We start from the raw sequence: 24,588 nt of genomic DNA, 5'->3' as shown, positions 1-24,588 counted from the left end.
CAAGCCTTACATACATGGGCATTTACTTTACATGTATTTACTCAAGACTTCTCGCCACTCCGTGGCTCGCAAAGGGTTAAGGGATGTGGTAAAAAAATGCCTGCAGGCATTTTTTTACCACATCCCTTAACCCTGGCGAAGCGCCACAGACGCTGAGAAGCCTCATCAAGAGAAGCTAAATAGCTACCTTTCTGTTCTAGAAGAAACGAGGATTACATACGATGGCAGTGATGATGAAATCTCGCCAGGAGATCGCCAAACTACGCGAGGCTGGGCGACTGGTGGCCCAGACCTTTGAGGTTATGCGCCCATATGTTAAACCGGGCGTGACGACCCTTGAGTTGGACCAGATCGCCGAGGACTATATTCGCGGCAAGGGTGCGCTCCCCATCTATAAAGGCTATGGTGCTCGCCCCGCCTATAACGGGCATCCCGCCGTTCCTGCCTTCCCGGGCACCATCTGTATCTCTATCAATGAGGTGGTCTGCCACGGCATTCCCAGCGCAGAGGTCAAGTTGAAGGAGGGCGATATCGTCGGCGTAGATATCGGCGTCCTGCTCAATGGCTGGGTCGGCGACTCCTGCGTGACCTATGCCGTTGGCGAGATCGATGAGGAGGCGCAAAAGCTCATGGAGGTCGCCAAACGCTGCACTGAACTGGGTATCGCCGAAGCTCGCCACAATAAACGTCTCGGCGATGTGGGCGCGGCCATCCAGGAATACGCTGAGTCCAATGGCTTCTCCACTGTGCGTGAATTGGGAGGTCATGGCGTTGGACGCTCCCTGCACGAAGATCCCCACGTCTCGCACTTTGGCAAGCATGGCACTGGCCTGCGTATCCGCCAGGGCATGGTCTTCACCGTCGAGCCTATGATCAACGTAGGAACCGCCAGGACCCGCGTGCTCGCGGACCAGTGGACCGTCTGCACCGCCGATGGCAAGCGTTCCGCGCAGTTCGAGCATACGCTGGCCGTGACCGATGGCGCCCCCGAACTTTTGACCATCCTCTAGAACAATACATAGCATTGAATAACGTGTGGCCCGATGTGTGCAAAAGCACACATCGGGCCTCCACTATCCGCCAACCTCATCCTCTTCCCCTTCTCAAATCACATCCACATATATAGATGTACTTACCCATGACCGTATAATAATATTTGTCTACCACAGATCAACGTATGATGTCCATGTCGCACATTCAAAGAAAGGAAACCTCATGCCGCTTGTCAGAAGGTCCGCTTGTCTTTTCACCTTAGTCAGCCTTATCGCTCTCTCTCTGATGCTAGGAACTAACACACCCGCATCGGCCCACTCCCTGCAACCTAAAGCCCGTCAGCTTTGTCCACCGGCCTGTGGCTTGGGTTTTCAGAGAACCAGCATTAGCCGTGTCGTAGTAGGTACTACCCGTCCCTTTGGTTTCGCTACGCGATCTTTCAGCTTCTACAATCGCGTCACTGTCAGTACGACCCGGCCCTTCGGTTTCTACACACGTCCCTTCGGCTTTTACAATCGCGCCACCGTTGGCTATGGTCGTTCGTTTGGTTTCTACAATCGTCCCATTGGCTTCTATAACCGCGCCACTGTTGGTTATGGTCGCTCGTTTGGCTTCTACAACCGCCCCTTCGGCTTCTACAACCGTCCCATTGGCTTCTATAACCGCGTCACCGTTCGCACCAGCCAATCCTTTGGCTTCTACAATCGCTCTATTGCTGTCCCTTATGGTCGCAGTTTCGGCTATGGCCGTCTACGCTAAATCGTAGTTTCTCCGCCTGTCCGATACTACAAAGTAGCGTGTCTACATATAATGTACGAGATTGCCTGTACTATTATATGTAGACACGCTACTTTTGTAGCATCGACCCATACAGCTTATTTTTCCATATATACACATGTATAAGTTTATAAGCCTACGTATAATGGCACTGGTAGCCAAACTCTGCAACATACAGAGCGCGCTACATCGCCTTCTCGAGCCATAAGAGAAGACAAACAGTTTCCAGAATGTTACTGGTTTATGCCCGAAAAAACCCGCTCCTGCACAGGAAAAGGGAGTAATTGGCATAAACCTAAGCAAGGAAAGGAACAAACATGTCACTTGCTAAGAAGACCGTTTGTACGGTTATATTTACCGCCATCTTCGCCCTGATGCTGGTGGTAGGCCCTACCAGCCATGCCTCAGCCAGCTCCTGCGGCTGTGGTAATGGCCTCGGCTATGGCGCTGGTTATGGTGGTGGCTTCGGCAATTATGGCTATGGTCTTGGCTACGATGGTGGCTATGGTGGCTTCGGTGACTATGGCTACGGTGGTGGCTACGGTGGCGGTAAAGGCTTCAAAGGTGGTGGCTATGGTGGTGGCTTCGGTGGCGGTAAAGGCTTCAAAGGCTTTGGCCTCGGCTTCGGTCGTGGCTTCGGCTTTGGTGGTTTCGGTCGTGGCCTCGGCTTCGGTCGTGGCCTTGGCTTTGGTGGCTTCGGCTTCGGTCGTGGCCTTGGCTTTGGTGGTTTCGGTCGTGGCTTCGGCTTCTAGTGCGGCTGCAAATAACGCCTAGCCTCTAACCACTACAGCATCCAAACCTTCTGAGAGCAGGGCCTATGTTGGTCCTGCTCTCTCTATGCCAGATTGGGAAGATACAAATTGAGCAGTGCTTCTCAATGGCACACCTACCTGTCAGGCATGCATAGGTGTGGGGTGATCCACACCTATTCCCATAACGCCGCTCCTCAAGCCCCTCTGTAACCTACAACGTATCTTCAAAGTGTACTTACTAAAACCAGTCATCACGTAGGTCAGAGCACAGCTACAGTAGCTGCGTACGCCAGTAGCATACATACATGAGTTTATACATGCCTGTATACTAAAACCAGAAAAAGCCGAAACCTGTAGTGCATCCCCTGGAAGGCATCACTTGTAGTAGCATCCTCAAAACGATATACATGACAGGAGCAATCTAGGCTCAGGCACTAAGGAGAAAAAAGACATGCAACTTTCCGCCATACGGAAAACCCTATGTCTGGTCATGCTCAGCGCGATCGTCGCCGTTGCCTTAGTCATGGGAACGACAGCTAACGCCTCTGCAGCAAGCCTTAACCCCACACACGCGCAATCTCATGTAACCGCTATAAAGGGCGGCCCCTGGGGTGGCGGCTTTGGCTACGGACGCGGCTTCGGCTTCGGACGCGGCTTTGGCTTCGGACGTGGTTTCTACGGGGGCGGCTTCTATGGTCGCGGCTTCGGCTTCGGTCGTGGCTTCTACGGTCGCGGCTTTGGCTTCGGTCGTGGCTTCTACGGGGGCGGCTTCTATGGTCGCGGCTTCTATGGTCGCGGCTTTGGCTTCGGTCGTGGCTTCTATGGTCGTGGCTTTGGCTTCGGTCGTGGCTTCTATGGTCGCGGCTTTGGCTTCGGTCGTGGCTTTGGTGGCTTCCGTGGTGGTGGCTTCGGCGGCCGATTCCGCTAGCTAGAAGAGGTCAGATCTTAAGACCAGAACAGACAATTACACATGCAAAACCAATGCTGGCGTGACCCTAGAGGCCACGCCAGATGGTAAGCAAAGCACTATTCGGGAACCTGAGCGCGCGGCCGCTGTGCCCCCGAATGGGGGTTAGGTGGTCCCCCAATGGGGAAGCGCTAGTCGCGAGAGCGACGTTGGTTTCCGCATAAGAAGGAAATGGTATAAGCGCACCGCTTCCAGCAGTCCGGCTCCAGCCGTTTTCCCAAGGCGTGACTGGATTCGGCATCCCATAAGGACATTCCCAAGCAAAGGAAAAGGAGTAAACAATGGCACTTTCAACTCTCCGCAAGGCTGTCTGTCTCGTTATGCTTAGCGGTGTTGTAGCAGTAGCGCTATTGTTTGGAAGCATTCATACCGCTTCCGCGGCCAGCCGGACCCCCACGAAAGCACAAACTCATGCCACCGCACAATGGGGTGGCGGCATTGGCAGTAGTATTGGCAGCAGCTATAGCGTTAGCTACAGCTATAATATCAACCACAGTTTCTATCGCACTTGCTGGTACGGCTGTCACTACTGGTAAGCACCTGCCAGACCTATAAGCACAACGAGGGAGGCAAGCGTACAAAACGCTCCCTCCCAATTTTTATGCCCCTTTAAATTTTTGTCATAAAATTTGTCATACAGAGAAAGCCGGAGCTACCACGATGACGGCATTCGTCATCGTGGTAGCTCCGGCTTTCTCTGTATACATAACGCTTGAGCTTGGTTGACCCTCTATAACAATAGAGAGCAGACATAGCGAAGACTCATCTACGGATAACAGCTATGGCTCCTGGGATGGTTTTGTAGAGTGAACCTTGTAGCGCGCATCAGCGCATCTGCACCCATCACTATAAGAAAAGTAAATTGTCATCCTCACCATCAGAGATGACACAGTGGAAAGGAACAGAGAATGTCGCGTTCGTGCATCCAGAAAAGCACATGCATATTCGCTATCACCAGCCTCTTCCTCCTCTACATGGCCTTTGGACATACGGCATCCGCTCACGCCTCCAGCCTCACACCTGGACGGGCCAATCTGCCTCAGAACCACCAGGACTATCCTATGGGTTCTAAAGGGTCACCACGCGCCCTCTCAATCTGCTCCACCTTTATCATTCTCGCCGTCGATGGCAAGAATAGTACCAACATGACCGTCAATGTCAATCGTGACTTCGAGCTTGAGCTTGAGAAGGATGCCAACTGCATCATCAAGATCAGTGGTAAAGGCTATCACCACCACCATCATCACGGTATGATGAAGCGTGATGGCTGGATGAAGAGCGATCCCTCCAACATGAACGAGCAGAGCAGCTCGATGTCTGACGCCAGCCAGGCCACCGAGGCCAGTGCTCCTACGGTTCCCAGCGCGCCCAACACCGCGTCTAACGAGCCCAGCACCACCTACAGCCCGGAGATGAACGCTCCTGCAATCACCAGCGTCACTCCTAATCAATAACACTCACATTCACATCCATATACATTCACGGGACGCGCCTACACTCAATGTGTAGGCGCGTCTTCGCCTCCCATCCCCCGACGATTCACGTCCAATTTTGTGACGTTATGCAGCTCTTTTCCACTGTCCCTGCAAATATGTTGCCTTTTTGTCTATTCACATGCAATAATGCTTTTAATCGGGTATACTCCCTCAACATAAAAGTCTACCAGCAGCCGCGTACGCCAGGGCGCAGCCCCAGTAGCCGCGTACGCCAGTAGCGGAGGCATCTATTGTGAAATTGTGGCGCTATAACCGCGCATTTGAGGCACTTGGACAGCGCTATCAACTCCTGGGCTCTCTGGGTAGTGGCGGCATGGCCGATGTCTGCCTGGCCTGGGATGAGCACGACCAGCGCGAGGTCGCCATCAAGGTCATCAAGCCCGACGAGCTTGATCAGCGCACACTGGATCGCTTTGTGAAAGAGGCCGCCAAGGTCGCGCAGTGGAACCATCCCAACATCCTACATATCTATAGCGACCTCAAACTTGAGCTGGTTGATCCCACTCGCGGCTCAATGATTCCTTATATAGTAATGGAGTATGCCGCCGGGGGCGACCTGCATAAACGCCTTCGTCCAGGCCAGCCCTACCCGCTCAATAAAATTCTGGCCCTCGCGCCCCAGCTCTGTAGCGCCGTGGCCTATGCCCACACTCATGGTGTGATTCATCGCGATCTCAAGCCACTGAACATTCTCTTTCGCGTCCTCCCCAATGGTTCAGAGCAGGCCGTGCTGAGCGACTTTGGCCTAGCAGTCGAGGTCAGCGCGACCCATCACACCTTTCCCAGCGGGGGCACGCTCCCCTATATGGCTCCTGAGCAGTTCCGAGGCGGCGCCCTCCCTCAAAGCGATATCTTCGCCCTGGGCGTGATTCTCTACCAGCTCTGCACCGGGCGCCTCCCCTTCCGCCGCACCCTCTTCGAGGTTGGGCGCGACCTGGCGCGCCAGCAACAGCTCACGCCTCCGCCCAGACCCAGCAGTCTTCAGCCCCTCCTCTCGCCCGACCTGGATGCCGTCATCCTGCGCGCCCTCGCCCACGATCCCACACAGCGTTATCAGGATGCGGAGGCACTCTGGGATGATTTTAGCAGGGCTGCTGAGCAAGGGAGGAGCGCAACTTACTACCCTAAAGGACCCATGATACGCGCCTACTCAAGGCAACAGGACCTGGATAGAGGATCGATCCCACCTGTGAGCCGCTCGTTTATAAAGGAGGGCGAGGAGAGCGATATTGATATCCTGGAGGAGAGTGATCTAGAGAGCAGCGGCGAAAATCTATCGATCACACCTGCTCCCAAATTGCGTCCAAAGCCCCAACCGGTCGTGCTACCATCCTCCGCCCGCCGCTCGCGTTCCGGCATGGAAAACTCACCGGTCACACCTGCTCCCCGCTTGCATCCAAAGCCCCAATCAACGCTGCTAAAGCACGCGTCTATATATAATGGCACGAAACATGCCGTACCATCATATGTAGACGCGTACTTTAGTAGCGTCGTCCCCCACGGCACTCCTGGCGCACGTGGCTACTGGCAGCGCCCCTGGCCCTCATCCTCATTACAGGTGTGATCATTGCCCTTCCCGTCCTGCGTGGCGTGCCAGGCCCCATCGCGACCCTCCTGAACGGCAATCGTGCTACCATCGTCCTGACCACCTCCAGCCACCTGGAGCAACATACCTACCGGGTGACCGGCGTCCCCACCAATCCCGACGCCGCCCAATCCCAGGTCCAGGCCCACCCACTCGCTGCCAACGCCCAATCCAAACCCCAGACCATCCAGGGCACCGGCAAAAAACAAACAGCCGGAACAAGAGCAAGCGGAATGCTCACATTTTTCAATGGGTCCTTTAATAGCTTTACAGTAGGTGCGGGAACTACTATCACAAGTGCAAGCGGTATTCAAGTAAACACAGATACGGCGCTTGTCATACCTGCCGCGAACTCTGCAACAGGGAAAGTAAGCCAAGCAGAAGTAACTGCTCATGCAGATACTCCTGGTACCAGGGGTAACATACCAACCATGAATATAAATAAAACCTGCTGCGCTGCCAACAATACAATCTTTGTAAGAAACTTGGTCCCTTTCACTGGTGGACAGGACCCGCAGAACGATACCTTTGTCACGCAGCAGGATGTGGATGGTGTGAGCGGGGAGCTTCAGAATAGTGCCCAGGCGCAGGCCCTTCAACAGCTACGCGGGATGCTCCAGAGCGGAGAGGAGATGGCGGGTAATCCACAGTGCAAAAACACGATCAATCACACTAACCCCATCGGGGACACCAGGGCCAATGTTGCCAGCACCACCATCAGTGTGACCGTTAGCTGTAACGCTTTCGCCTATCCTCGGCAGCAAATGCAAACGCTTCTGACCAGCAAGCTGCAACCCCAGGCCGATAGCGACCTGGGTAGTGGCAGCAAGCTCGCCAGCCCACTCCAGTTGCGCGTGCTCCAGCAGCAACTCGATGGCGCCAACGCCACCTGGAGCATAGAGGCGCAGGGTACCTGGGCCTACCAGTTCGACGCCACTGCTCAGCAAGCCCTGGCCCGCCTCATCGCCGGCAAGAGCCCCGCCGAGGCCCAGACCCTGCTCCAGAACACCCATGGCGTCGCCCGCGCCAACGTCCAATTCAACGGCGCAACCCTGCCCGGTGATCCCAACCAGATCACCTTTACCATCACTAACCAGCCAAAACCAGCCCCACAAACGTTTAATCCTATGGGGCAACCTATGTTTATGCCCTATTCGCAGCGCACCCATTTCCCTTTCGGGAATCCCATAGGCGCGCCGTAAACGGGTCGCCTATGGTTATCGGAAAATTGGGTCCGACCTTGAAGCCCGGCAGCTGGGCGGTGCGTGATAACAACAGTTAGGAACCCCATGCCTTTAGGCCTGACACGTATACACAAATATGAAAGTTTGCAGAAGATCCTCAGCATGATGCGAGGGAAAGGTGTTGAAAAAAACGCCCCTTGATGCACAATGATGTGCTTTCAGCTTGGCGAGACACGCGACTTTTTCACCAAAAGTGTGTCACCTCTCGTGTGGGGGAAAACGAGGCACCTGCAGCGCATCGCTTCCGTGTTCTTCCTCAAGATCACATATTTGTGTATACGTGTCAGGCCTAAAGGCAGGGGCTTGCGTAAGTAAGCCTGGACCTGACCAGTCTCAGCCAGAGCGGACTTGATGGATAGAATCATCAAGGCTATCGGGCTACGTTAGGAACGAAATAGGTACGTTGGAGTGCGTTGCCAGCTCCAACCGCTACGGTACAGCATGAAACATCTCTAGAGGGTTAAGGACGTATGTTGTACGTAAAACCGTTCGCTAACCTTGACGAGGCAAACATTACCCTGGAAGACAGGAGGCTCAACTTGAGCAACGTATTCGTGATTGATAGTGACTATAAGCCCTTACATCCGGTGCATCCAGCACGTGCAAGGCGCTTGCTCACACAGGGCAACGCCGCCGTGTACAGGAGATACCCATTTACCATTGTGCTCAAACGGGTGGTAGATCAGCCAGAGGTGCAACCCTTGCGCCTCAAGCTTGATCCTGGCAGCAAAACCACGGGTATTGCCCTGGTGAACGATACCAACGGGAACGTTGTTTTTGCGGCTGAACTTGAGCATCGTGGGCACGCTATAAAAGATAGCCGGGATAGTCGCCGTGGTGTTCGTCGCAGACGACGCAACCGCAAAACACGGTATCGCAAACCGCGATTTCAGAATAGAAGGCGCAAGAAAGGGTGGTTGCCACCATCGCTGGAAAGTCGTCTTGCCAATATTCTGACATGGGTAGCTCGCTTGTGTCGCTCTGCTCCCATTACTGCTCTGAGCCAGGAATTGGTCAAGTTTGATCTGCAACTGATGGAGAATCCCGACATTGCAGGCGTGGAATACCAACAAGGAACCTTGCAAGGCTATGAAGTCGGAGAATACTTGCTGGAAAAGTGGGAACGCAGATGTGCCTATTGTGGCAAACAAAATGTTCCGCTTCAAGTCGAACATATCCACCCACGTGCTCATGGTGGTACCAATCGGATAAGCAATCTTACCCTGGCCTGCGAGCCATGCAATAGTGCCAAAGGGACGCAGGATATTGCGGTGTTTCTTGCGAAGAAGCCTGATGTGCTCAAGCGGATTCTCGCTCAAGTCAAGAAGCCACTCAAGGATGCCAGTGCCGTGAATGCTACGCGCTTTCTGCGATTCGTTTGTTCCAAAACCGCGTAAGTGGGGGAGGAACAGCAACGGGATAGATGCCCGTTGACAACTGATAGTTCGACGATGGGCGCAATTCCCATCCCTCCAGGTGAAAAGAGGAACAGCATTCTCCCCTCGGTAGCGACTGGTCATCAATCCGAGAAGCGGGAGGAAATGGGGCAGAATTGCAAACTCGAGGTGATGAACACCCCTAGCAAGCTGCTATGGCTAGCGCAAGCGAACCTGCACTTTAACCGTCGTTATAGCAAACAAGCCAAAACGAGTCAACGCAAGTATCACTGAGCCAACGCGGGGCTTGGTCCAAAATGGACAAGGATAGGGGCCGACATATGAAGCGGTGATCGGTATTCACCCCCACAAAACCCGGCGGACAGCAGGAGTCCTACGGCAGCGCAAAACGAACTATCGGAACGAAGTAACCAGCAGATGGCTCTCATGCGAGGTCGAAAGCATGAGCAGGTACCAACCGCAAGCATCTGTCTGGTGGGATGGCCTGAGAAGCAAACGCCTGGGGTAATGCCCAGGATACGCTGACGCAGGCCCGATACTGTGGAATGAAGGAGTGCAAGTCGCATGGAAAAAACCAAGGCACCAGACGTAAGTCTGAGTGAGGAATGGGCTGGACTCCCCTGGCGCAAGCTAGAACAGCACCAGTACCGCCTGCAAAAGCGCATCTTCAAAGCCTCTGAACGTGGAGATCTAAAAACAGTTCATCAGTTACAGAAATTGTTAATGAAGTCTCGGTCCGCCCGACTCCTGGCCGTACGACGAGTGACTCAAGACAACCAGGGTAAGAAAACCGCTGGCATAGATGGAGTAAAATCCGTCCAACCAGCAGGTCGATTTGCGATGGTTGAAGCAATTCACCCAAAACGGATTGCTGGGAGGAAGCCACAACCACTCAGACGCATATGGATACCCAAGCCAGGAAAAACTGAGCAAAGGCCATTGGGCATTCCCGTAATGTTTGACCGGGCATGTCAGGCACTAGCCAAAGCGGCCCTAGAACCACAATGGGAAGCCTTGTTTGAGGCCAATAGCTACGGCTTCCGACCGGGACGCGGTGCCCATGATGCTGTAGGAGCAATCTTCAATAATATTCGACTCAAGAGCAAATATGTTCTGGATGCGGATATTAAGGGCTGTTTCGACAACATCAACCATCAAGCGCTCTTAGAGAAACTGCGCACTTATCCAGCAATGAGGCGACTGGTTAAAGGCTGGCTCAAGGCTGGAGTCATGGAAGCATTGGAACTTTCCCCAACCAAGGCGGGAACGCCGCAGGGTGGGGTCGTGTCCCCGTTGCTTGCCAACATTGCCCTCTATGGAATGGAAGAAGCGCTACTAAAAGCCTACATTGGAGAGAACAAGGCCCCCTCCGCACAACGAGGGGCGCCACAACTCATCCGTTATGCAGACGATTTTGTCGTGCTTCATGCCCAGGAAACAGAGGTCATTAAGGCGCAACAAATCATTACAAAATGGTTACGAGGCATCGGACTGGAATTGAAACCGAGTAAAACGCGGCTCTCCCACACCCTGAAAGAATATCAGGGAAATGTAGGATTCGACTTTCTGGGATTTACTATTCGACAATTCCCCGTAGGAAAAACCCATACAAGCAAAGGAAAACCGTCCGGTTTCAAAACGATCATCATGCCGAGTAAAGAAGGCATCCAACGTCATTTGCAAGAACTCAGGAAGATATTGCAAAAAAGTCAATCGCTCCCGCAAGAGGAAATCATTGACCAACTCAACCCGGTTATCCAGGGTTGGGCGCTGTACTATCGAACGGTCGTATCTGCAAAGTCTTTTGCGATATGCGATCATCACCTGGTAAGTATGCTTTGGCAGAAGATGACTCGAAAACACCCGAAGAAAGGTGCGGGATGGGTGAAAGGGAAGTATTGGCGGACAATTGAAGGGAATACCTGGACATATGCCACGCCAGAGGGACCAGAACAGCATGTACTGAGGTGGCATGCAACACCCATCCAACGCCACATAAAGGTAAAAGGCAACGCAAGCCCGTTTGACGGAAACCTTCTTTATTGGGCAAAGCGCTTAAAAGATCACCCATTAACAAAAACGACACTGGGAAAACTGCTACGGAAACAGCAAGGAAAATGCCGTTGGTGTGAACTTTTCTTCAGGGAGGAAGATCAAATAGAGATCGACCACATCACCCCAAGAAGTGAAGGCGGTGGAGAAGAATTAAGCAACAAGTTTGCACTTCATCGCCATTGCCATGACCAGAGGCATGCGAAACACGTTATGGAGTGTGTCAATGACAATCGACCGCAGTATTGAGGAGCCGTGTGAGGTGACAAGTCTCACGCACGGTTTTGAAGCCGAGCGGAGAAGGCGACTTCTTCGCTTAGGCAGCGCCTTGCTTGAACGATTGAAAACCTTTGGCTTGCCTGTCGAGTGTGGCAGTGGTGGGTTGACCAAGTACAACCGAACCACAAGAGGGCTAGCCAAGACGCATTGGCTCGATGCCGCCTGCGTGGGCAAGAGCACCCCTTCTACCATTTCTCACAAAGGGGTGGTTCCTTTGCTTATTACTGCCAATGGTCATGGAAGAAGACAAATGTGCGTTCCTGATAAGTACGGCTTCCCAGAAAAACATAAACAACGAAGAAAAACGTTTCTAGGATATCGCACAGGTGATATGGTGAAAGCCATTACCTCCAAAGGAACATTTGAAGGCAGAATAGCTATTCGCCATCGTCCGTCGTTTCGCCTTGGGAAGGTCGATATCCATCCCAAATATATGCAATGTATCCATCAAGCAGATGGCTATGAGTACACACAGAAAGGAGTGCGCAATGCTCCTCCTCATGTCTAAAACCAGGGGTCCCCGCATTGCGCAATTTTATGATGGTTAGTGGACTCATGATTTTTAATAAAGAAGCACTTATAAGCCAATTTTTATGTACGGAAATACATCGCTTCGCGCGCCCATGCGCGTCACCTTCGGGTACATGGGTATGTACGTAACTAGCCCGATATAGTACAATATCTGCGGAGCGAGAAGAAACAGACTTTGAAGGATTCAGAGGTTTGTAAGATGAGACAAGGAAATGGCTCGGATGTGTTGGGGCCTAATGATCCCCGCAGCCAGAAGATAGGCTTGATCTATGTAACGGCCAATGATGAGCATAAAAATGTGCTCACAGCGATCCTTACCCAGGAAAAGGTCGGCCGCGAGAGAATTGCGGTTGTTTTGCCAGCTCAGAATAAAGCTTTTCAGCGCCCGGCGGATTTTGATGGCCTCAAGTCGCTCCGCAAGAAGCTGCATGCCCAGGTTGTATTTGTAGCTCCCAGCGGTTCGCCTCCCGCCAATTTCGCTCGCCATCGCAACTTCACGGTTTTCTCATCGCTTGAGGGTTTTACGCAATCCCTTGAGGAGACGCCAGCCGCCGAGGCGGAACCCAAACCCACTGGCTTCCTGGGTGGCATCTTTAAGCGCGGCGAGAAGAAGAGCGCCACGCCTGCTAAGAAGAATACTCCTCAGACTGCACCATCCACGGGCCAGGACGCCAGCGAGCCACCATCGGGAAGCGGTCGCCGTAAATCGCAAGAAGTCAATCCAGTTGTACTGGGCGGAGCCGCCGCCGCGGTAGGTGCCGCTATGGCCTCGCGTCCTCCACAGCGGGATGCGCAGCAGCTTCCACGTATCGTCGATGCCGAGCCTGTTAGCCCAAGCAAGGCTGCCCCTACCAGGGCCACACCTACCAATAACGGGCCACTGGATGATTCCAACTTTGATGAGGTAGCAAACACGCCGAACCTGGACGAGGATGCCGAGCCTATCGGTCCCGTGAAGGGAAGGCCACAGCCACTCGACTTCGATCCAGCCTTTGATGATGAGGGGGATCTGCTGGCCCCTCCCACGCCTGAGCAGATGGATGAGCAGCTCGGCAATAAAGGACCTGGCCTCCAGCGTGCTGGCATGATGCGCGCCGAGGACTATGAGACCGTCGATATGCCACTGGAGGACGATGAAGCGACCCCGCGCCCCTTCAGCCTGCGGCGTGAGACCCCACCAGCGCCACGCCCATCGCGTGAGCTGCAAGAAGCCGGCCCCAGGCGCCGGACCACTGGCAAGACTGGCCGGGGACGCATCTCGCCGCGTGATGAAAACGAGGAAGGCACGGGAAGAGGCACGGGCCTGGCAGGACTGGGCGCCGCGGCCGCTGTGGGTGGCGCGTTGGGCGCGAAGGCCCTGGCGAACTCCAGGTCTGGTGCGCCAGAGCCAGAACCCATCGACCTGACAGTAGCCCCGCGCAGACGCACCACCGTCAATCTCAAGAGCGCCAATCCCGAGGGTGCGGCAACCGCCGCCGCCCTCGCGAGCAAGCGACGCCCCAGCGGCAAAATTGACAAGAAGAATGTGAACGACGATCCGGCAACCCGCACCTCTAAGCGCAATAGTGGTAAGATAGTCGCGGCTGGCGCGGCTGGCCTTGCAGCGGGCGAGGCCCTCGCCAGCGGTTCTCGCAACACTGGCAAGACCGCCGCCGTTGGCGCGGGCACCGGGGCCGCGACCCTACCTAATAATGGTGGAGGCGGTGGTCTGCCGCCCACACGTGGCGGAGGCGGCGGTGGTCGTGGCAGTGGCGGCGGGCGCTTCCAGCCCAACCAGCGTCAGAAGCGCCGTGGCCTACCCTGGGTCATCGTGGCCGTAGTAGTGCTCGTCCTCCTGGCGGCCTGCGGCATGACGGCCTACGCCCAGCCCGCCCTGCGCACCCAGGTCCTGCATGCCATCACGGGCCAATCCCCGGCTACGGTAACAATCACACCTGATAGTCAGCTCGTCAAGAACGACTATATCGTCAATGGCGTGACGACTAATCCCGACCCGGCCAAGCTGGAGGTCTCGGCCCGCCAGATCTCCGCGACCGTGCAATCCAACACCCGGACCGTCAACGGCAGCGGTCACAAGCAAACACCAGGCATCCGTGCTTCTGGTCGACTCACGTTCACGAATGGATCATTTACATCCTTTACTGTTGCAGGTGGGACAACCATAGTAGCAAAAAACGGCGTGTCTGTAGTAATTGATGGTCCAGCCATTATTCCACCACAAGATACCGGAACTGGATTGGTTGGCAGTACATCAGTTTCTGCCCACGCCGCTGATCCTGGCGCTAATGGGAATATAGCATCCCTTCAAATTAACAAAGGCTGCTGTTCTGCAAGCAACTCAGTCTTTGTTAAGAATCTGAATGCCTTCAGTGGTGGGCAGGACCCGCAGAACTATACCTTCGTCACGAATGACGAGGCTGGCAAAGTGGCGAATGATCTGCAAACCCAGACTACGCAGAGCGCCCTGACCAAGCTACGCGGGCAGATACAGAACGGCGAGGAGATGGCAAGCAATCCGCAGTGCCAACCATCGGCACCGAAGTATAGCCAACCCATCGGCGATACCGGGACCAATGTACCTTCGACCAGTGTCAGTGTCAGCGTGACTTGTACGGCCCAGGTCTATAACAGGCAACAACTCCAGAGCCTGGTCGCGAGCAAGCTTCAGGATAAGGCCAATACCGACCTGGGTAGCGGCTACAAGCTGGTCGGCAAGATTCAGACGCGCGCCGTTCAGCAGCGCCAGAATGACAAAGGCATCTCCTGGGTCATGGAGGCGCGGGGCCTCTGGGTCTACCAGATCACGACCAGCATTGAGCAGGAGCTGGCCCGGCATATCGCGGGGAAACGCGTCAACGAGGCCCAGACCATCCTGAGCAGTACCAAGGGCGTCGGCAAGGTCAATAATATACAGGTCGATGGCAATACCCTGCCTAGCGATCCCAACCAGATCACCTTTACCATTCAGAACATCGAGGGCCTGGGCGACGTTCCCCCAGGCCAGGGCACACCCACCGTTACCGCACCCAGCGCAACTCCCCAGGGGGGAAAGGGTAGGAGGTGTGGAGTGTGGTCCCTGGCGGCCGCTGGCCGCCAGGGACCACACTCCACACCTCAAGTAATTTATTTGGAAAGGAACATTGCTGCCAATGCTGTCGTTGGAAGGCAAGCAACTTGGAAATTATGACGTTATACGTCGCATCCGTGTAGGTGGCATGGGGGCCGTCTACGAGGGGCGGCAACGCAGTGCCTTTGGCAGGCGCGTCGCCATCAAGGTCATCCTGGGCGACTATGCAACTGACCAGGACATGCGCCGCCGCTTCATGCGCGAGGCGCGTACTGTCGCTCGTCTGCACCATCCAAACATTCTCCCCTTAATTGAGTTTGGTGAGGAGCGCGGCGTCCTCTTCCTGGTTATGCCCTTTATCGATGGTGGCACCCTTACCAGCTATCTCAGGCGTAGTCTCCCAGACCTGGCGGAGGTCACCGCGCTTTATCAGCAGATTCTTGATGCCGTCGAGTATGCGCACGACGAGGACCTGATCCATCGCGACATTAAATCCTCGAATGTTCTGCTGGAGATGCGACGCGGCAAGGTTCCGCACCTCTACCTGGCTGATTTTGGCCTCGTTCGGCCGAGTAAAAGCATTTCGGGCCGTGGCAGGCGACGCTCCGGCGCGAGTTGGCCCGGTGATCCCACGCAGGCTGGGAAACCCATTCCCCTCGACCAGGTGCCGGGAACGCCACACTATATGGCCCCCGAGCAGACACGAGGCATCATCACAACTTTAACCGATATTTACGCGCTCGGCGTCCTGCTCTACCAGGTGCTTACCGGCGAACTACCCTATGATGATCCCGATGATGTACACGTTATCGAGATGCAGCTCTATAATCCCATCCCCTCACCATGCGACCGCGACGCCTCCATTCCTATAGAATTAGGCGAGGTTGTGCGTAAAGCCATGGCCAAAGATCCAGTCCAGCGCTTCCAGAACGTGGCCGAGCTACGTGAGGCATTTCTCAAGGCCACCTCTGGCCCGCGCATCGAAATCTTTACTGATAGTGATGAGCAACCAGGCGAACATATAGATCAGTTCCTCGCCCCCGATCTCGACGAGGAGAGGCGTCAGATCTCCGCAGACCTCCACAGCCAGGCCACGCTGCCCAATACGGGGCGTTCGCCTCGTCCCTTCCCACGCGAAGCCACCGCCAGCCAGGAGCTTAAGCGCGAGGTTGCCGGAGCACCTCACCAGGGCATGACGCTGGATGCCGAGATCGCACAGCCCCAGCCCATCATCATGCAGGAGCGCCGGGCGCGCACAACAGGCGATATTCGCCCCTCGATGGCCCGCACGCAACAGCACCGCGTGACGGAGGAGCCCACCGATTTCAAGGTCATGCGTCCGGGAAAGATCAAACGACGCCGCAAGCAGAAGCGCGTCGCCCTCCCCTTGATCATCATATCTATGTTTCTTACAGCGCTTGCGCTGCTCTTACTCATCGTGCCGCGCGTCTTCGGCTTTAACCTCTTCGGCGGCTCATCGGTCGCCACCGTCTATGTGACGGCGGAGAGCAAGACCCTCCAGAATACCTATGTCCTGACTGCCTCACCCTTGGTGCAGACCGCCGACCCCACCACACACCGCCTTCCCGCGCGCCAGCTCAAATATACAGTGAAGGGCAATAGCACCGTCAAAGCCACGGGCACCAAGACCAGCAACCCGACCCAGGCCACAGGCACCCTTATTTTTAGCAATAGCAGCTTCTTACCCGTAAACCTGGGCGTCGTAACCCTGACCCGCAACGGCATGACAATACGCACCACCCAGCCTGTACAGCTCGAAGGACAGCGTAGCAATAAACCCGCCACCGCCGTTGTCCCGGCGCTCGTCACCACACCAGGAGACGCAGGCAACCTGGGTGCGCATGTCCTGGACGGCAACTATAATGCCACAGGCGTCAGCGTCACCAATCCCAGCCCCTTTACCGGCGGCAGTAACGGGCAGACCATCCACACCATCCAGCAGAGCGACGTCGATAGCGTCAAAACCGATCTCATCCCGCGCCTGCGCCAGCAGCTTGAGCAACAATTCCAAAAGAACCTCTCCTCCGGCGAGGTTCTGGGCACCCAGCCTCACTATGACGTGGGCATCACACCTGAGCAGCCTGTTGGAACCGCCACCAACCAGGTAAAAATTGATGTCACTATTACTGGCGACACCCTGGCCTATAACAAAGACCTAGCCACGCATATCGCAGCGCAACTGCTTACCACCGAGGCACAGCACTCCCTGGGGGCAAACTATACCCTTCACGACCAAGTAAGCCAGGTTGGGACAACCAGTGTCAAGGCCGGGCAGAACAATGCCCTCTATCTCAATATCCAGGTACACGGCCAGTGGATCTACAACTTCAGTCAGAGCCAGATCGCGAGCTGGCCCACTAATCTCAAAGGCTCGACCAGCACAACCGCCCTCGCCTACCTGAACCAGCAACCTGGCGTGGCACGCGTCGAGCTCCGCCTCCCCTTCAACAGCGACCACTTCCCCTCCGAGACCGACCAGATCAAAATCATTATCATCAGCACCAGCCAATAAGTAGCCGCGTACGCAAGTAGCGGGCTCGCATGCCGGAGCCCGCTACTTGCGTACGCGGCTACTTCACATCTTCATTTCTCAGCGTTCGGGGCTGGGGTCATCGGGATTCCCAAAGAAGCCCTCAAGTTTGTCCTTCGTCCGGTCAATCCAATCATGGGGATGTCTTTCGGCTTCAGGGGGCGATTCTCTGTAATATCTCCCTGGGCGCCCCTTTGCGTATAGGGCTCGTTCCCCGTCACACCTGTTGCACCCGTGGACCCAGCGCTTCGCGGCTCATCGTCACGCTCGCGTATGAGGTCGAAGCCTGATTCTGTCTGCTGGGTCGTTCCCGTCGAGTAATTCTCCTCTGGCTGGTTATCAAATTGCTGCCCACTCCACGGAGCCTGGCTTACATCCCGGTTCTGGGTCACGTCTCTATCCCTGCCTGTCAGCGGCCCCTGTCCCTGATTGAGATTTTGATCACGCTCGTATACATCTCGCTGGGCCGAGCCAGAAGTGATATCCGGCCCTTGCTGCACACCTGGTGTCTGCGTCACATCCTGGTCGCGCTGCATCCCGCCTGCGGGCGGCATCTGTATTACATCTTGATCCCGCTGCATCCCACCAGAGAGGGGAGACTGGTTCACATCCTGGTCTCGCTGGGTCCCGCCTGTGAGGGGCGTCTGGCCCACATCCCGGTCATGTTGATAGACATCTCGCTGGCCCACCCCTGAAACATCCTGGCCCTGCTGAGGGATACCACTTTGAAGCGGCTCCTGGTTGATGTTCTGCTGCTGGGTAACGTCGCCCTGCAACGGCCTCTGCGTCACTCCCTGATCCCGCTCATAGGCACCCGCATCACCCTGCCAGGAACGTCCTGCCAGGTCCTCATCGCGTTGCGGAACATCACTCTGTGTTACATCCTGGTCGTGCCGCTCACTCGGTTTCTGAAACACTTCCTTCGCGCGCTCAAACAGCCCCTTCTTTTCTGTCCCCTGTTCAGTACCTAAGTCACGCTGAGACCCGCCACCCAGCTCACCCTCGAGATTCTGGTCACGCTGAGATCCGCCTCCCAGCTCACCATCAAGATTCTGGTCACGCTGATATTCGTTCTCCATATATGCCAAACCTCCAAACCAAATTAACCGGCTAACACACACCATGCAAACCGCTACACAACACGTACGATCAGTATATGCTACCCCTACTTCTTGCTACATCCCACGAAGGAGTGATTCTCCCCTGACTCTTTAGAGTGAGAAAAAATAGTTGTGGAGTGGAATGTGGGCTGGTGGCTGCAGTCACCAGCCCACATTCCACTCCACAACTGACACGAGTTATTTTTGGATATGGGCACACATGCCAGTGTGATATTATATGAGCAGAATAGATGCATATATTCCGCGTTGCAGACCACGGAGAGGAGAAGATCATGCACGTACGCACCTCGATCATCCGTCTCGTCCCGGGCACATATGAGGAGGCCATTGCCCTCTTTCGCGACATTATTCTCCCCAGCGCACAGGAACAGAAGGGCTTTAAAGGCGCTCAAATTCAGCATAGCGATAGTGATCCCAATCGCCTGATCATCATGAGCTTCTGGGCCAGCGTGGAAGATCTACTAGCAAGCGAACCGCCCGCAGAGATTCACATGCATATGGAGCGCCTGGGCGAACTGATTGAGAACACCGACCAGGATAATTATTTTGTCGTACATCGCATGTGAGATAGTATCACCCAGATCCAATCCTCGTGACTGCCGGACCCAACCACCATAGGCGCCCGATTTATCGCTCGAGTACAGGGTCGCAATGAATCCCATCAGCTGATGACGCCTCCTATAGAGCTTCTTTTCACCTGGGGCAAGGCCAAGGCGTATGGGTACATACCTGCGGTGCCGTATTCCTGCGATTATGTAGTTTCACAAATAAATGTGGATTATCATGAGAGCTAGCAGAGCGTGGCAGGCAATTTCCATAACCCGTTTTAATTTGTGAAACTACATAATCGCCTTGCGCGCGATAAATCGGGCGTCTATGAGATATGGGGCGGCACTTATGAGATTGGGAGCCTATTATCAAAATTTGACAATATTCGGCAAGCTCTGACCTCTTGCATCCTTCATATTCATGCTCTACTATACGAAACAGAATCCTTTACAGAGAGGTAATTTTTAATCTATGGCACAGACTCCCTCCTGGTGGCAGACTGGGACTATATATCAGATCTATCCACGTAGCTTTATGGATAGCAATGGGGATGGCATCGGTGACATCCCTGGCATTATTAGCAAACTCGATTATCTCCGCTGGCTTGGCGTCGATGCGATCTGGCTCTCGCCAATCTATCCCTCACCTATGGCAGACTTCGGCTATGATATCGCAGATTATACCGATGTCCATCCGATCTTCGGCAAGCTCTCCGATATGGAGCAGCTCATCGTGGAGGCTCATAAGCGTGACCTCAAGATCATCCTCGACTTCGTGCCCAACCACACCTCGGACGAGCATACCTGGTTCCAGGAGTCACGCTCTAGCCGCGATAATCCACGCCGCGATTGGTATATGTGGCATGATCCCGCGCCCGATGGTGGCCCTCCCAATAACTGGACCAGTTTCTTTGGTGGCTCGGCCTGGCAGTTCGATGAGCAGACGGGACAATACTATCTGCACATGTTTGATGTTAAGCAGCCTGACCTGAACTGGCGCAATCCCGATATGCGCGAAGCGATGTATAATGTCTTGCGCTTCTGGCTGGAGCGCGGCATCGATGGCTTCCGTGTCGATGTGCTCTGGATGCTGCTTAAAGATGAACAATTGCGCGACAACCCACAGCGTCCAGATTGGAAGCCCGGCGATCCCCCTTATGCTCGCCAGGAAGGCCGCTATACCGAGGACCAGCCCGGCATACACGAGATTGTACGCGAGATGCGCAAGACCCTCGACGAGTTTGGCGAGCGGGTCTTCATCGGCGAGATCTACCTCCCCATCCACCGCTTGATGCATTACTACGGTGAGATGCTGGACGAGGCCCATCTCCCCTTCAACTTCCAGTTTGTGACCACGCCAACTTGGGAGGCACGCACCATCCAGAGCATGGTCCATGAGTACGAGGAGGCCCTGCCCGATGGGGCCTGGCCTAACTGGGTGCTGGGGAATCACGACCGCCCACGCGTGGCCTCACGCCTGGGTCGCGGGCAGGCACGTGCCGCACAGATGCTCCTGCTGACCCTACGCGGCACCCCCACATGCTACTATGGCGATGAACTGGGCATGCAAGACGTAGCGATCCCGCTTGAGATGATGCATGATCCCCAGGGCAAAGATAATCCCGCCAATGGCCGCGATCCAAATCGCACACCCATGCAGTGGGACGACACGCCAAACGCGGGCTTCAGCCCGGCAGGTATCCAGACCTGGCTTCCCATCGCCTCAGACTATCAGAACAATAACGTCGCCGCGGAACAGCAGGACCCACGCTCCTTCCTGACTCTGACGCGCACCCTCCTGACGCTGCGCCGCGCACTTCCAGCACTCTCCCAGGGTGCCTACCAGACCCTGGACCAGGATAATGCCAACTGCTTCGCCTTTCTGCGCGCACACGAGGGCACGCGCTACCTGGTCGTCCTCAACTTCGCGGAGAGCGAGCAGATAGTAAAACCCTTGCCAGCTGGTCAGGGGCACATCATCCTCTCCACCCACCTGGACCGCGAAGAGGACGTCGACCTGGCGCACCTCCAGCTCCGCGCCCACGAAGGCTGCCTGATCAGGTTATAGAGAAGAGGACCATGATATGTAGGCGCGCTGCTAAAGCGCGCGCCTACATATCATGGTCCTCTTCTCTATTTGTATCTATTGTTTTTCATATCTGCCCGTGGTATGCTTTTCTCATTCCAGTATCCAGGAAGGAGGAATGAATGCACGTCATGATTGATTACCACGATAAGCCGGATTTCCCAACCCTGGCGGCGTATATCAGCCAGCACTACGCGGCGCTGCGTCTCCCCTACCAGCAGTGGGCCTACCTGGCACGGCTCGCCATTCAGCACCTTCCCTACAATGAACGCCAGCTAGATCTCCTGGCCAAGGATATCACTCGCCAACGCACAGAACTTCATCGCGCTATCTTATTTGCCTCGGAACACTTTTGCGATGAACTACTAGATCACATTCGTACCCAGGCCCATATGAGCAAGTACGCCTGGAAATCCTTCTACAAAAACCAACCGATCACACTCAAAAATGGCTTTCACCTGTTGATATTTTAATTGGTGTTTAGATACAGAGGGCCTTCGAGACGGTGCGAAGCACCGTCTCGAAGGCCCTCTGTATCTAAACACCAATACACACCTTAGCGCCCAATATCTTTTCGGACAAAGCGCGCCGCGGCCAGCACCAGGGCCACGATGGCAACCGCCAGCACCCCTAGCATATTGCCCAGCGACAGGCCATGAATCAGCGGCGTTCCATAGTAGTAAAAGGCAGAGAGGCGCAGCGTCGTCTCCGGCCAGCTCAGCTCTGGACCGACATAGCTGATAAAAAACCAGATTACCAACAAGAAGCTCAGGAGACCAGTATCCACCGCCGCGCGCAGCCAGCCGGAGAGCAGGTAGCCGATGGCGGCCATCAGCAGCCCCAGGGGAATAAGCGAGAGCGTCGCGGCAGCCAGGTTACCTCCGTCGAGCTTCAGGCCACTGGCGACCGAGGCCAGCGCCGTGACACCCAGAGTTACCAGGCCGATCAGCACCGTGACCGTGGTGAGCGCGCCAAAGCGTGCCAGAATGACGGTCAGGCGCGACTGCGGCGTTGCCAGCACCATTTCATGCAAACCATCCTCTTCATCAGCCGACCAGCGGCTGGCCTGGGTAATGGCGAAGGCCATCAGGAGCAGCGGTAGGAAGGAGAAGAGCGCGCTGAGCAGGGTGGCATTGGTATTGACATCACTCCCACCAACTTTTGTGATAAACCCTTTGAGCAAGGGCGAGTCCTGGTACATGGAGGAGAGTTGCGCCTCAGACTGCTTAACAATCACAACTACCCACCCGGCGAAGCCAGCGATACCCAGTGTCCACCAGCAGGCGGGAGCTATAATCATCCCCAGGCTGCGTGTATAGACCGACTTCAGCGACCAGGAATTTACCGGGAGCGCTCGCTCCAGGGACATAGTTCGCTCTGGCAGGCGTAGCCAGCGTGGCAGTTGCACCACACTACCGATATCGCGCCGCACAAAGAAGACCAGCGCCGCAACACTCAGCAGGACGCTCAGGCCCAGCAGAACTAGCAGGCCAACAACATCGGCGCTATGGCCCGGCACGATGGGCTTGCTCAAATTATAGTAGTAAACAGGCGACAAACGGCTGATCCATTCGGTATTGGGGGTCACCCGGTGGACCATATCCAGCATAATAAAGAGTACCAGCAGGCCACCGGTTATGCCAGCCGCCCTGCCGCGCTCGGGAAAGAACTGGGAGAGCAGCAGCGCGATAGAACCAAACACACCGCTGATAAGCGATATATTCAAGCCATAGAGCAGGGCATCGCCCAGGCCAAAAGATCCTTTCACAGACTGGCCACCTGCGAAGGTCAGGAGTCCAATCAGCAGGCCAATGCCCAGCAGGGCGGTCCACATGGCGGCCAACTTCTCCAGCGCGATACGCACGCGTCCACGCGGCAGCGAGAGCAGGACATCCATGGAGCCACGCTCCTCCTCGCCACGCAGCAGGCGGCTACATACCAGGAGCGGCCAGATGGCGATAATCAAGATGGTAAAACCATATTTAAAGGTTGCATAGCCTCCGGGGGTATCTACGGCGATCGGCTCAGCCAGCCAGGCGTACGAACTAGACAGGCTAACGAGCGCGGCCCGCGCCTGTGGCGTATTCACCAGCGAGGGAACGGCGGAGAGCACGACATACATAAGCAGGCCCAGGCCCAGGCCCCAGCCTAAAATGGCAATGCGGGCCTCGCGCAGGGTCTTGAGGTAGACGCTAGTGAACCACATGGCTGGCCTCCTTAACGGCCTGACCGTCACTCTCATAATAGCGCATGAAGATGTCTTCCAGGCTAGGCTCGTGGCTCGTCAAACCTATGACCGAGAACTGAGCCGCCTCTTTGATCACAGCATCTGCCTGGCCCTGTACAAACAGGCGAAGGGTATGTCCATCGGTCAGCGATTCCACCTGCTCCACGCCCGCAAGCCCTTTAAAGGCCTCAGCCGGAACCGGGCTGGCAAAAGTAATGGTCAGTTCATGGCGCTTGATATCCTTCAAATCATTAATAAGACCTACGCGCACGAGTTGACCACCGCGAATAATGGCGACGCGATTACACGTCTGCTCAACCTCGGTCAGGATGTGCGAAGAGAGGAAGACAGTGCGACCATCTTCGCGCACCTCTGTAACCATGCGATCAAACTCCTGCTGGTTCAGCGGGTCCAGACCACTGGTCGGCTCATCCAGAATTAATAGGCGTGGGCGATGCATAAAGGCCTGAATGATGCCAAGTTTACGCTTATTGCCAGTGGAATATTGGCGGATCTTACGGGTGGGATCGAAATCCAGTCGGGCGATCAGTTGCTTGAGATAGCTCTGATCAATGCCGCCGCGTAGATGGCCAAAGTATTGGAGAATCTGGCCCCCGGTCAGATTGGGATCAAGCGAGAGTTCGCCCGGCAGGTAGCCAACCAGGCGCTTGATTTCTACGGACTGCTGCCAGATGTCCAGGCCAGCGATGCGTGCCGTGCCTGCGTCGGCGCGTAACAGCGCCATCAGCAGGCGAATTGTCGTGGTTTTGCCCGCGCCATTGGGGCCAAGAAAGCCAAAGACCTCACCCTCTTCCACCTGGAAGGAGACATCGGTAATGCCGCGCTTGCTACCATAGCGCTTGGTCAGGTGGTCCACTTCAATAATCGCTGTCATGTTAGCGTCCTTTTCCTCTT

Annotated in this window: 17 protein-coding genes and 2 pseudogenes; 16 read left to right on the top strand and 3 right to left on the bottom strand. The window is 55.3% G+C overall.

Annotated features, from left to right (window positions below; genetic code table 11):
• The first annotated feature begins 221 nt into the window (after window positions 1–221).
• The 13 genes and pseudogenes from map (at window position 222) to JMJ04_RS19235 (ending at window position 17,673) form a co-directional block, all read left to right on the top strand.
• Entirely contained in the window at window positions 222–1,010 is a 789-nt protein-coding gene (gene map, locus JMJ04_RS19295) for a type I methionyl aminopeptidase (RefSeq protein ID WP_201372055.1), read from the top strand.
• A 205-nt stretch (window positions 1,011–1,215) separates the two neighbouring features.
• Window positions 1,216–1,752, top strand: coding sequence for a hypothetical protein (locus JMJ04_RS19290; RefSeq protein ID WP_201372054.1), 537 nt, complete (start codon window positions 1,216–1,218; stop codon window positions 1,750–1,752).
• 335 nt (window positions 1,753–2,087) lie between these two features.
• Window positions 2,088–2,522 carry a hypothetical protein gene (locus JMJ04_RS19285; RefSeq protein ID WP_201372053.1) on the top strand — a complete coding sequence of 145 codons (435 nt, stop codon included), beginning with the start codon at window positions 2,088–2,090 and terminating at the stop codon, window positions 2,520–2,522.
• Window positions 2,523–2,973: 451 nt separating this feature from the next.
• Window positions 2,974–3,450, top strand: a complete 477-nt coding sequence (locus JMJ04_RS19280) for a hypothetical protein (protein WP_201372052.1) — start codon at window positions 2,974–2,976, stop codon at window positions 3,448–3,450.
• Between the two features lie 320 nt (window positions 3,451–3,770).
• Entirely contained in the window at window positions 3,771–4,025 is a 255-nt protein-coding gene (locus JMJ04_RS19275; protein WP_201372051.1) for a hypothetical protein, read from the top strand.
• Between the two features lie 372 nt (window positions 4,026–4,397).
• Window positions 4,398–4,943 (top strand): hypothetical protein, encoded by a 546-nt coding sequence (locus JMJ04_RS19270; RefSeq protein ID WP_201372050.1) that lies wholly within the window; start codon window positions 4,398–4,400, stop codon window positions 4,941–4,943.
• Between the two features lie 274 nt (window positions 4,944–5,217).
• A complete protein-coding gene (locus tag JMJ04_RS19265; RefSeq protein ID WP_201372049.1) occupies window positions 5,218–6,549 on the top strand; it encodes a serine/threonine-protein kinase in 1,332 nt (443 codons plus the stop codon).
• Entirely contained in the window at window positions 6,546–7,772 is a 1,227-nt protein-coding gene (locus JMJ04_RS19260) for a baseplate J/gp47 family protein (protein ID WP_201372048.1), read from the top strand. Before JMJ04_RS19265 ends, JMJ04_RS19260 begins: the two co-directional genes overlap by 4 nt.
• Before the next feature lie 581 nt (window positions 7,773–8,353).
• A pseudogene (gene iscB / locus JMJ04_RS19255) lies at window positions 8,354–9,178 on the top strand (RNA-guided endonuclease IscB); the annotation flags it as partial.
• 597 nt (window positions 9,179–9,775) lie between these two features.
• The gene (ltrA, locus tag JMJ04_RS19250; RefSeq protein ID WP_236038079.1) at window positions 9,776–11,512 is read left to right on the top strand and encodes a group II intron reverse transcriptase/maturase; all 1,737 of its coding nucleotides are present in this window, start codon (window positions 9,776–9,778) and stop codon (window positions 11,510–11,512) included.
• 76 nt (window positions 11,513–11,588) lie between these two features.
• Window positions 11,589–12,050 (top strand): annotated as a pseudogene (locus JMJ04_RS19245) (RNA-guided endonuclease IscB); the annotation flags it as partial.
• 222 nt (window positions 12,051–12,272) lie between these two features.
• Window positions 12,273–15,260, top strand: a complete 2,988-nt coding sequence (locus JMJ04_RS19240) for a hypothetical protein (RefSeq protein ID WP_201372047.1) — start codon at window positions 12,273–12,275, stop codon at window positions 15,258–15,260.
• Complete coding sequence (locus JMJ04_RS19235) at window positions 15,223–17,673, top strand: serine/threonine-protein kinase (protein ID WP_201372046.1); 2,451 nt, start codon at window positions 15,223–15,225, stop codon at window positions 17,671–17,673. Before JMJ04_RS19240 ends, JMJ04_RS19235 begins: the two co-directional genes overlap by 38 nt.
• 71 nt (window positions 17,674–17,744) lie before the next feature.
• Here the strand turns inward: JMJ04_RS19235 and JMJ04_RS19230 are convergent, their stop codons facing one another.
• Window positions 17,745–18,770, bottom strand: coding sequence for a hypothetical protein (locus tag JMJ04_RS19230; RefSeq protein ID WP_201372045.1), 1,026 nt, complete (start codon window positions 18,768–18,770; stop codon window positions 17,745–17,747).
• Window positions 18,771–19,084: 314 nt separating this feature from the next.
• Here JMJ04_RS19230 and JMJ04_RS19225 point away from each other — a divergent pair, with 314 nt between their 5' ends.
• The 3 genes from JMJ04_RS19225 to JMJ04_RS19215 all read left to right on the top strand — a co-directional run bounded on the left by JMJ04_RS19225 (window position 19,085) and on the right by JMJ04_RS19215 (window position 21,919).
• Complete coding sequence (locus JMJ04_RS19225; protein WP_201372044.1) at window positions 19,085–19,378, top strand: antibiotic biosynthesis monooxygenase family protein; 294 nt, start codon at window positions 19,085–19,087, stop codon at window positions 19,376–19,378.
• A gap of 454 nt (window positions 19,379–19,832) precedes the next feature.
• Window positions 19,833–21,428: an alpha-amylase family glycosyl hydrolase gene (locus JMJ04_RS19220; RefSeq protein WP_201372043.1), complete on the top strand. Its 1,596-nt coding sequence runs from the start codon at window positions 19,833–19,835 to the stop codon at window positions 21,426–21,428.
• A 140-nt stretch (window positions 21,429–21,568) separates the two neighbouring features.
• On the top strand, window positions 21,569–21,919 hold the full coding sequence (locus JMJ04_RS19215) for a hypothetical protein (protein ID WP_201372042.1): 351 nt from the start codon (window positions 21,569–21,571) through the stop codon (window positions 21,917–21,919).
• Window positions 21,920–22,002: 83 nt separating this feature from the next.
• On the opposite strand, the gene JMJ04_RS19210 is transcribed toward JMJ04_RS19215, so the two are convergent.
• Window positions 22,003–23,652, bottom strand: coding sequence for an ABC transporter permease subunit (locus tag JMJ04_RS19210; protein ID WP_201372041.1), 1,650 nt, complete (start codon window positions 23,650–23,652; stop codon window positions 22,003–22,005).
• Entirely contained in the window at window positions 23,639–24,568 is a 930-nt protein-coding gene (locus JMJ04_RS19205; protein ID WP_201372040.1) for an ABC transporter ATP-binding protein, read from the bottom strand. The genes JMJ04_RS19210 and JMJ04_RS19205 overlap by 14 nt, the downstream gene beginning before the upstream one ends.
• Window positions 24,569–24,588: the final 20 nt, after the last annotated feature.

The organism is Ktedonobacter robiniae (assembly GCF_016587375.1).
Classification (GTDB): domain Bacteria; phylum Chloroflexota; class Ktedonobacteria; order Ktedonobacterales; family Ktedonobacteraceae; genus Ktedonobacter; species Ktedonobacter robiniae.
Note: the sequence above shows the minus strand (reverse complement) of the source record. Positions and strands in the feature narration are given on the sequence as shown.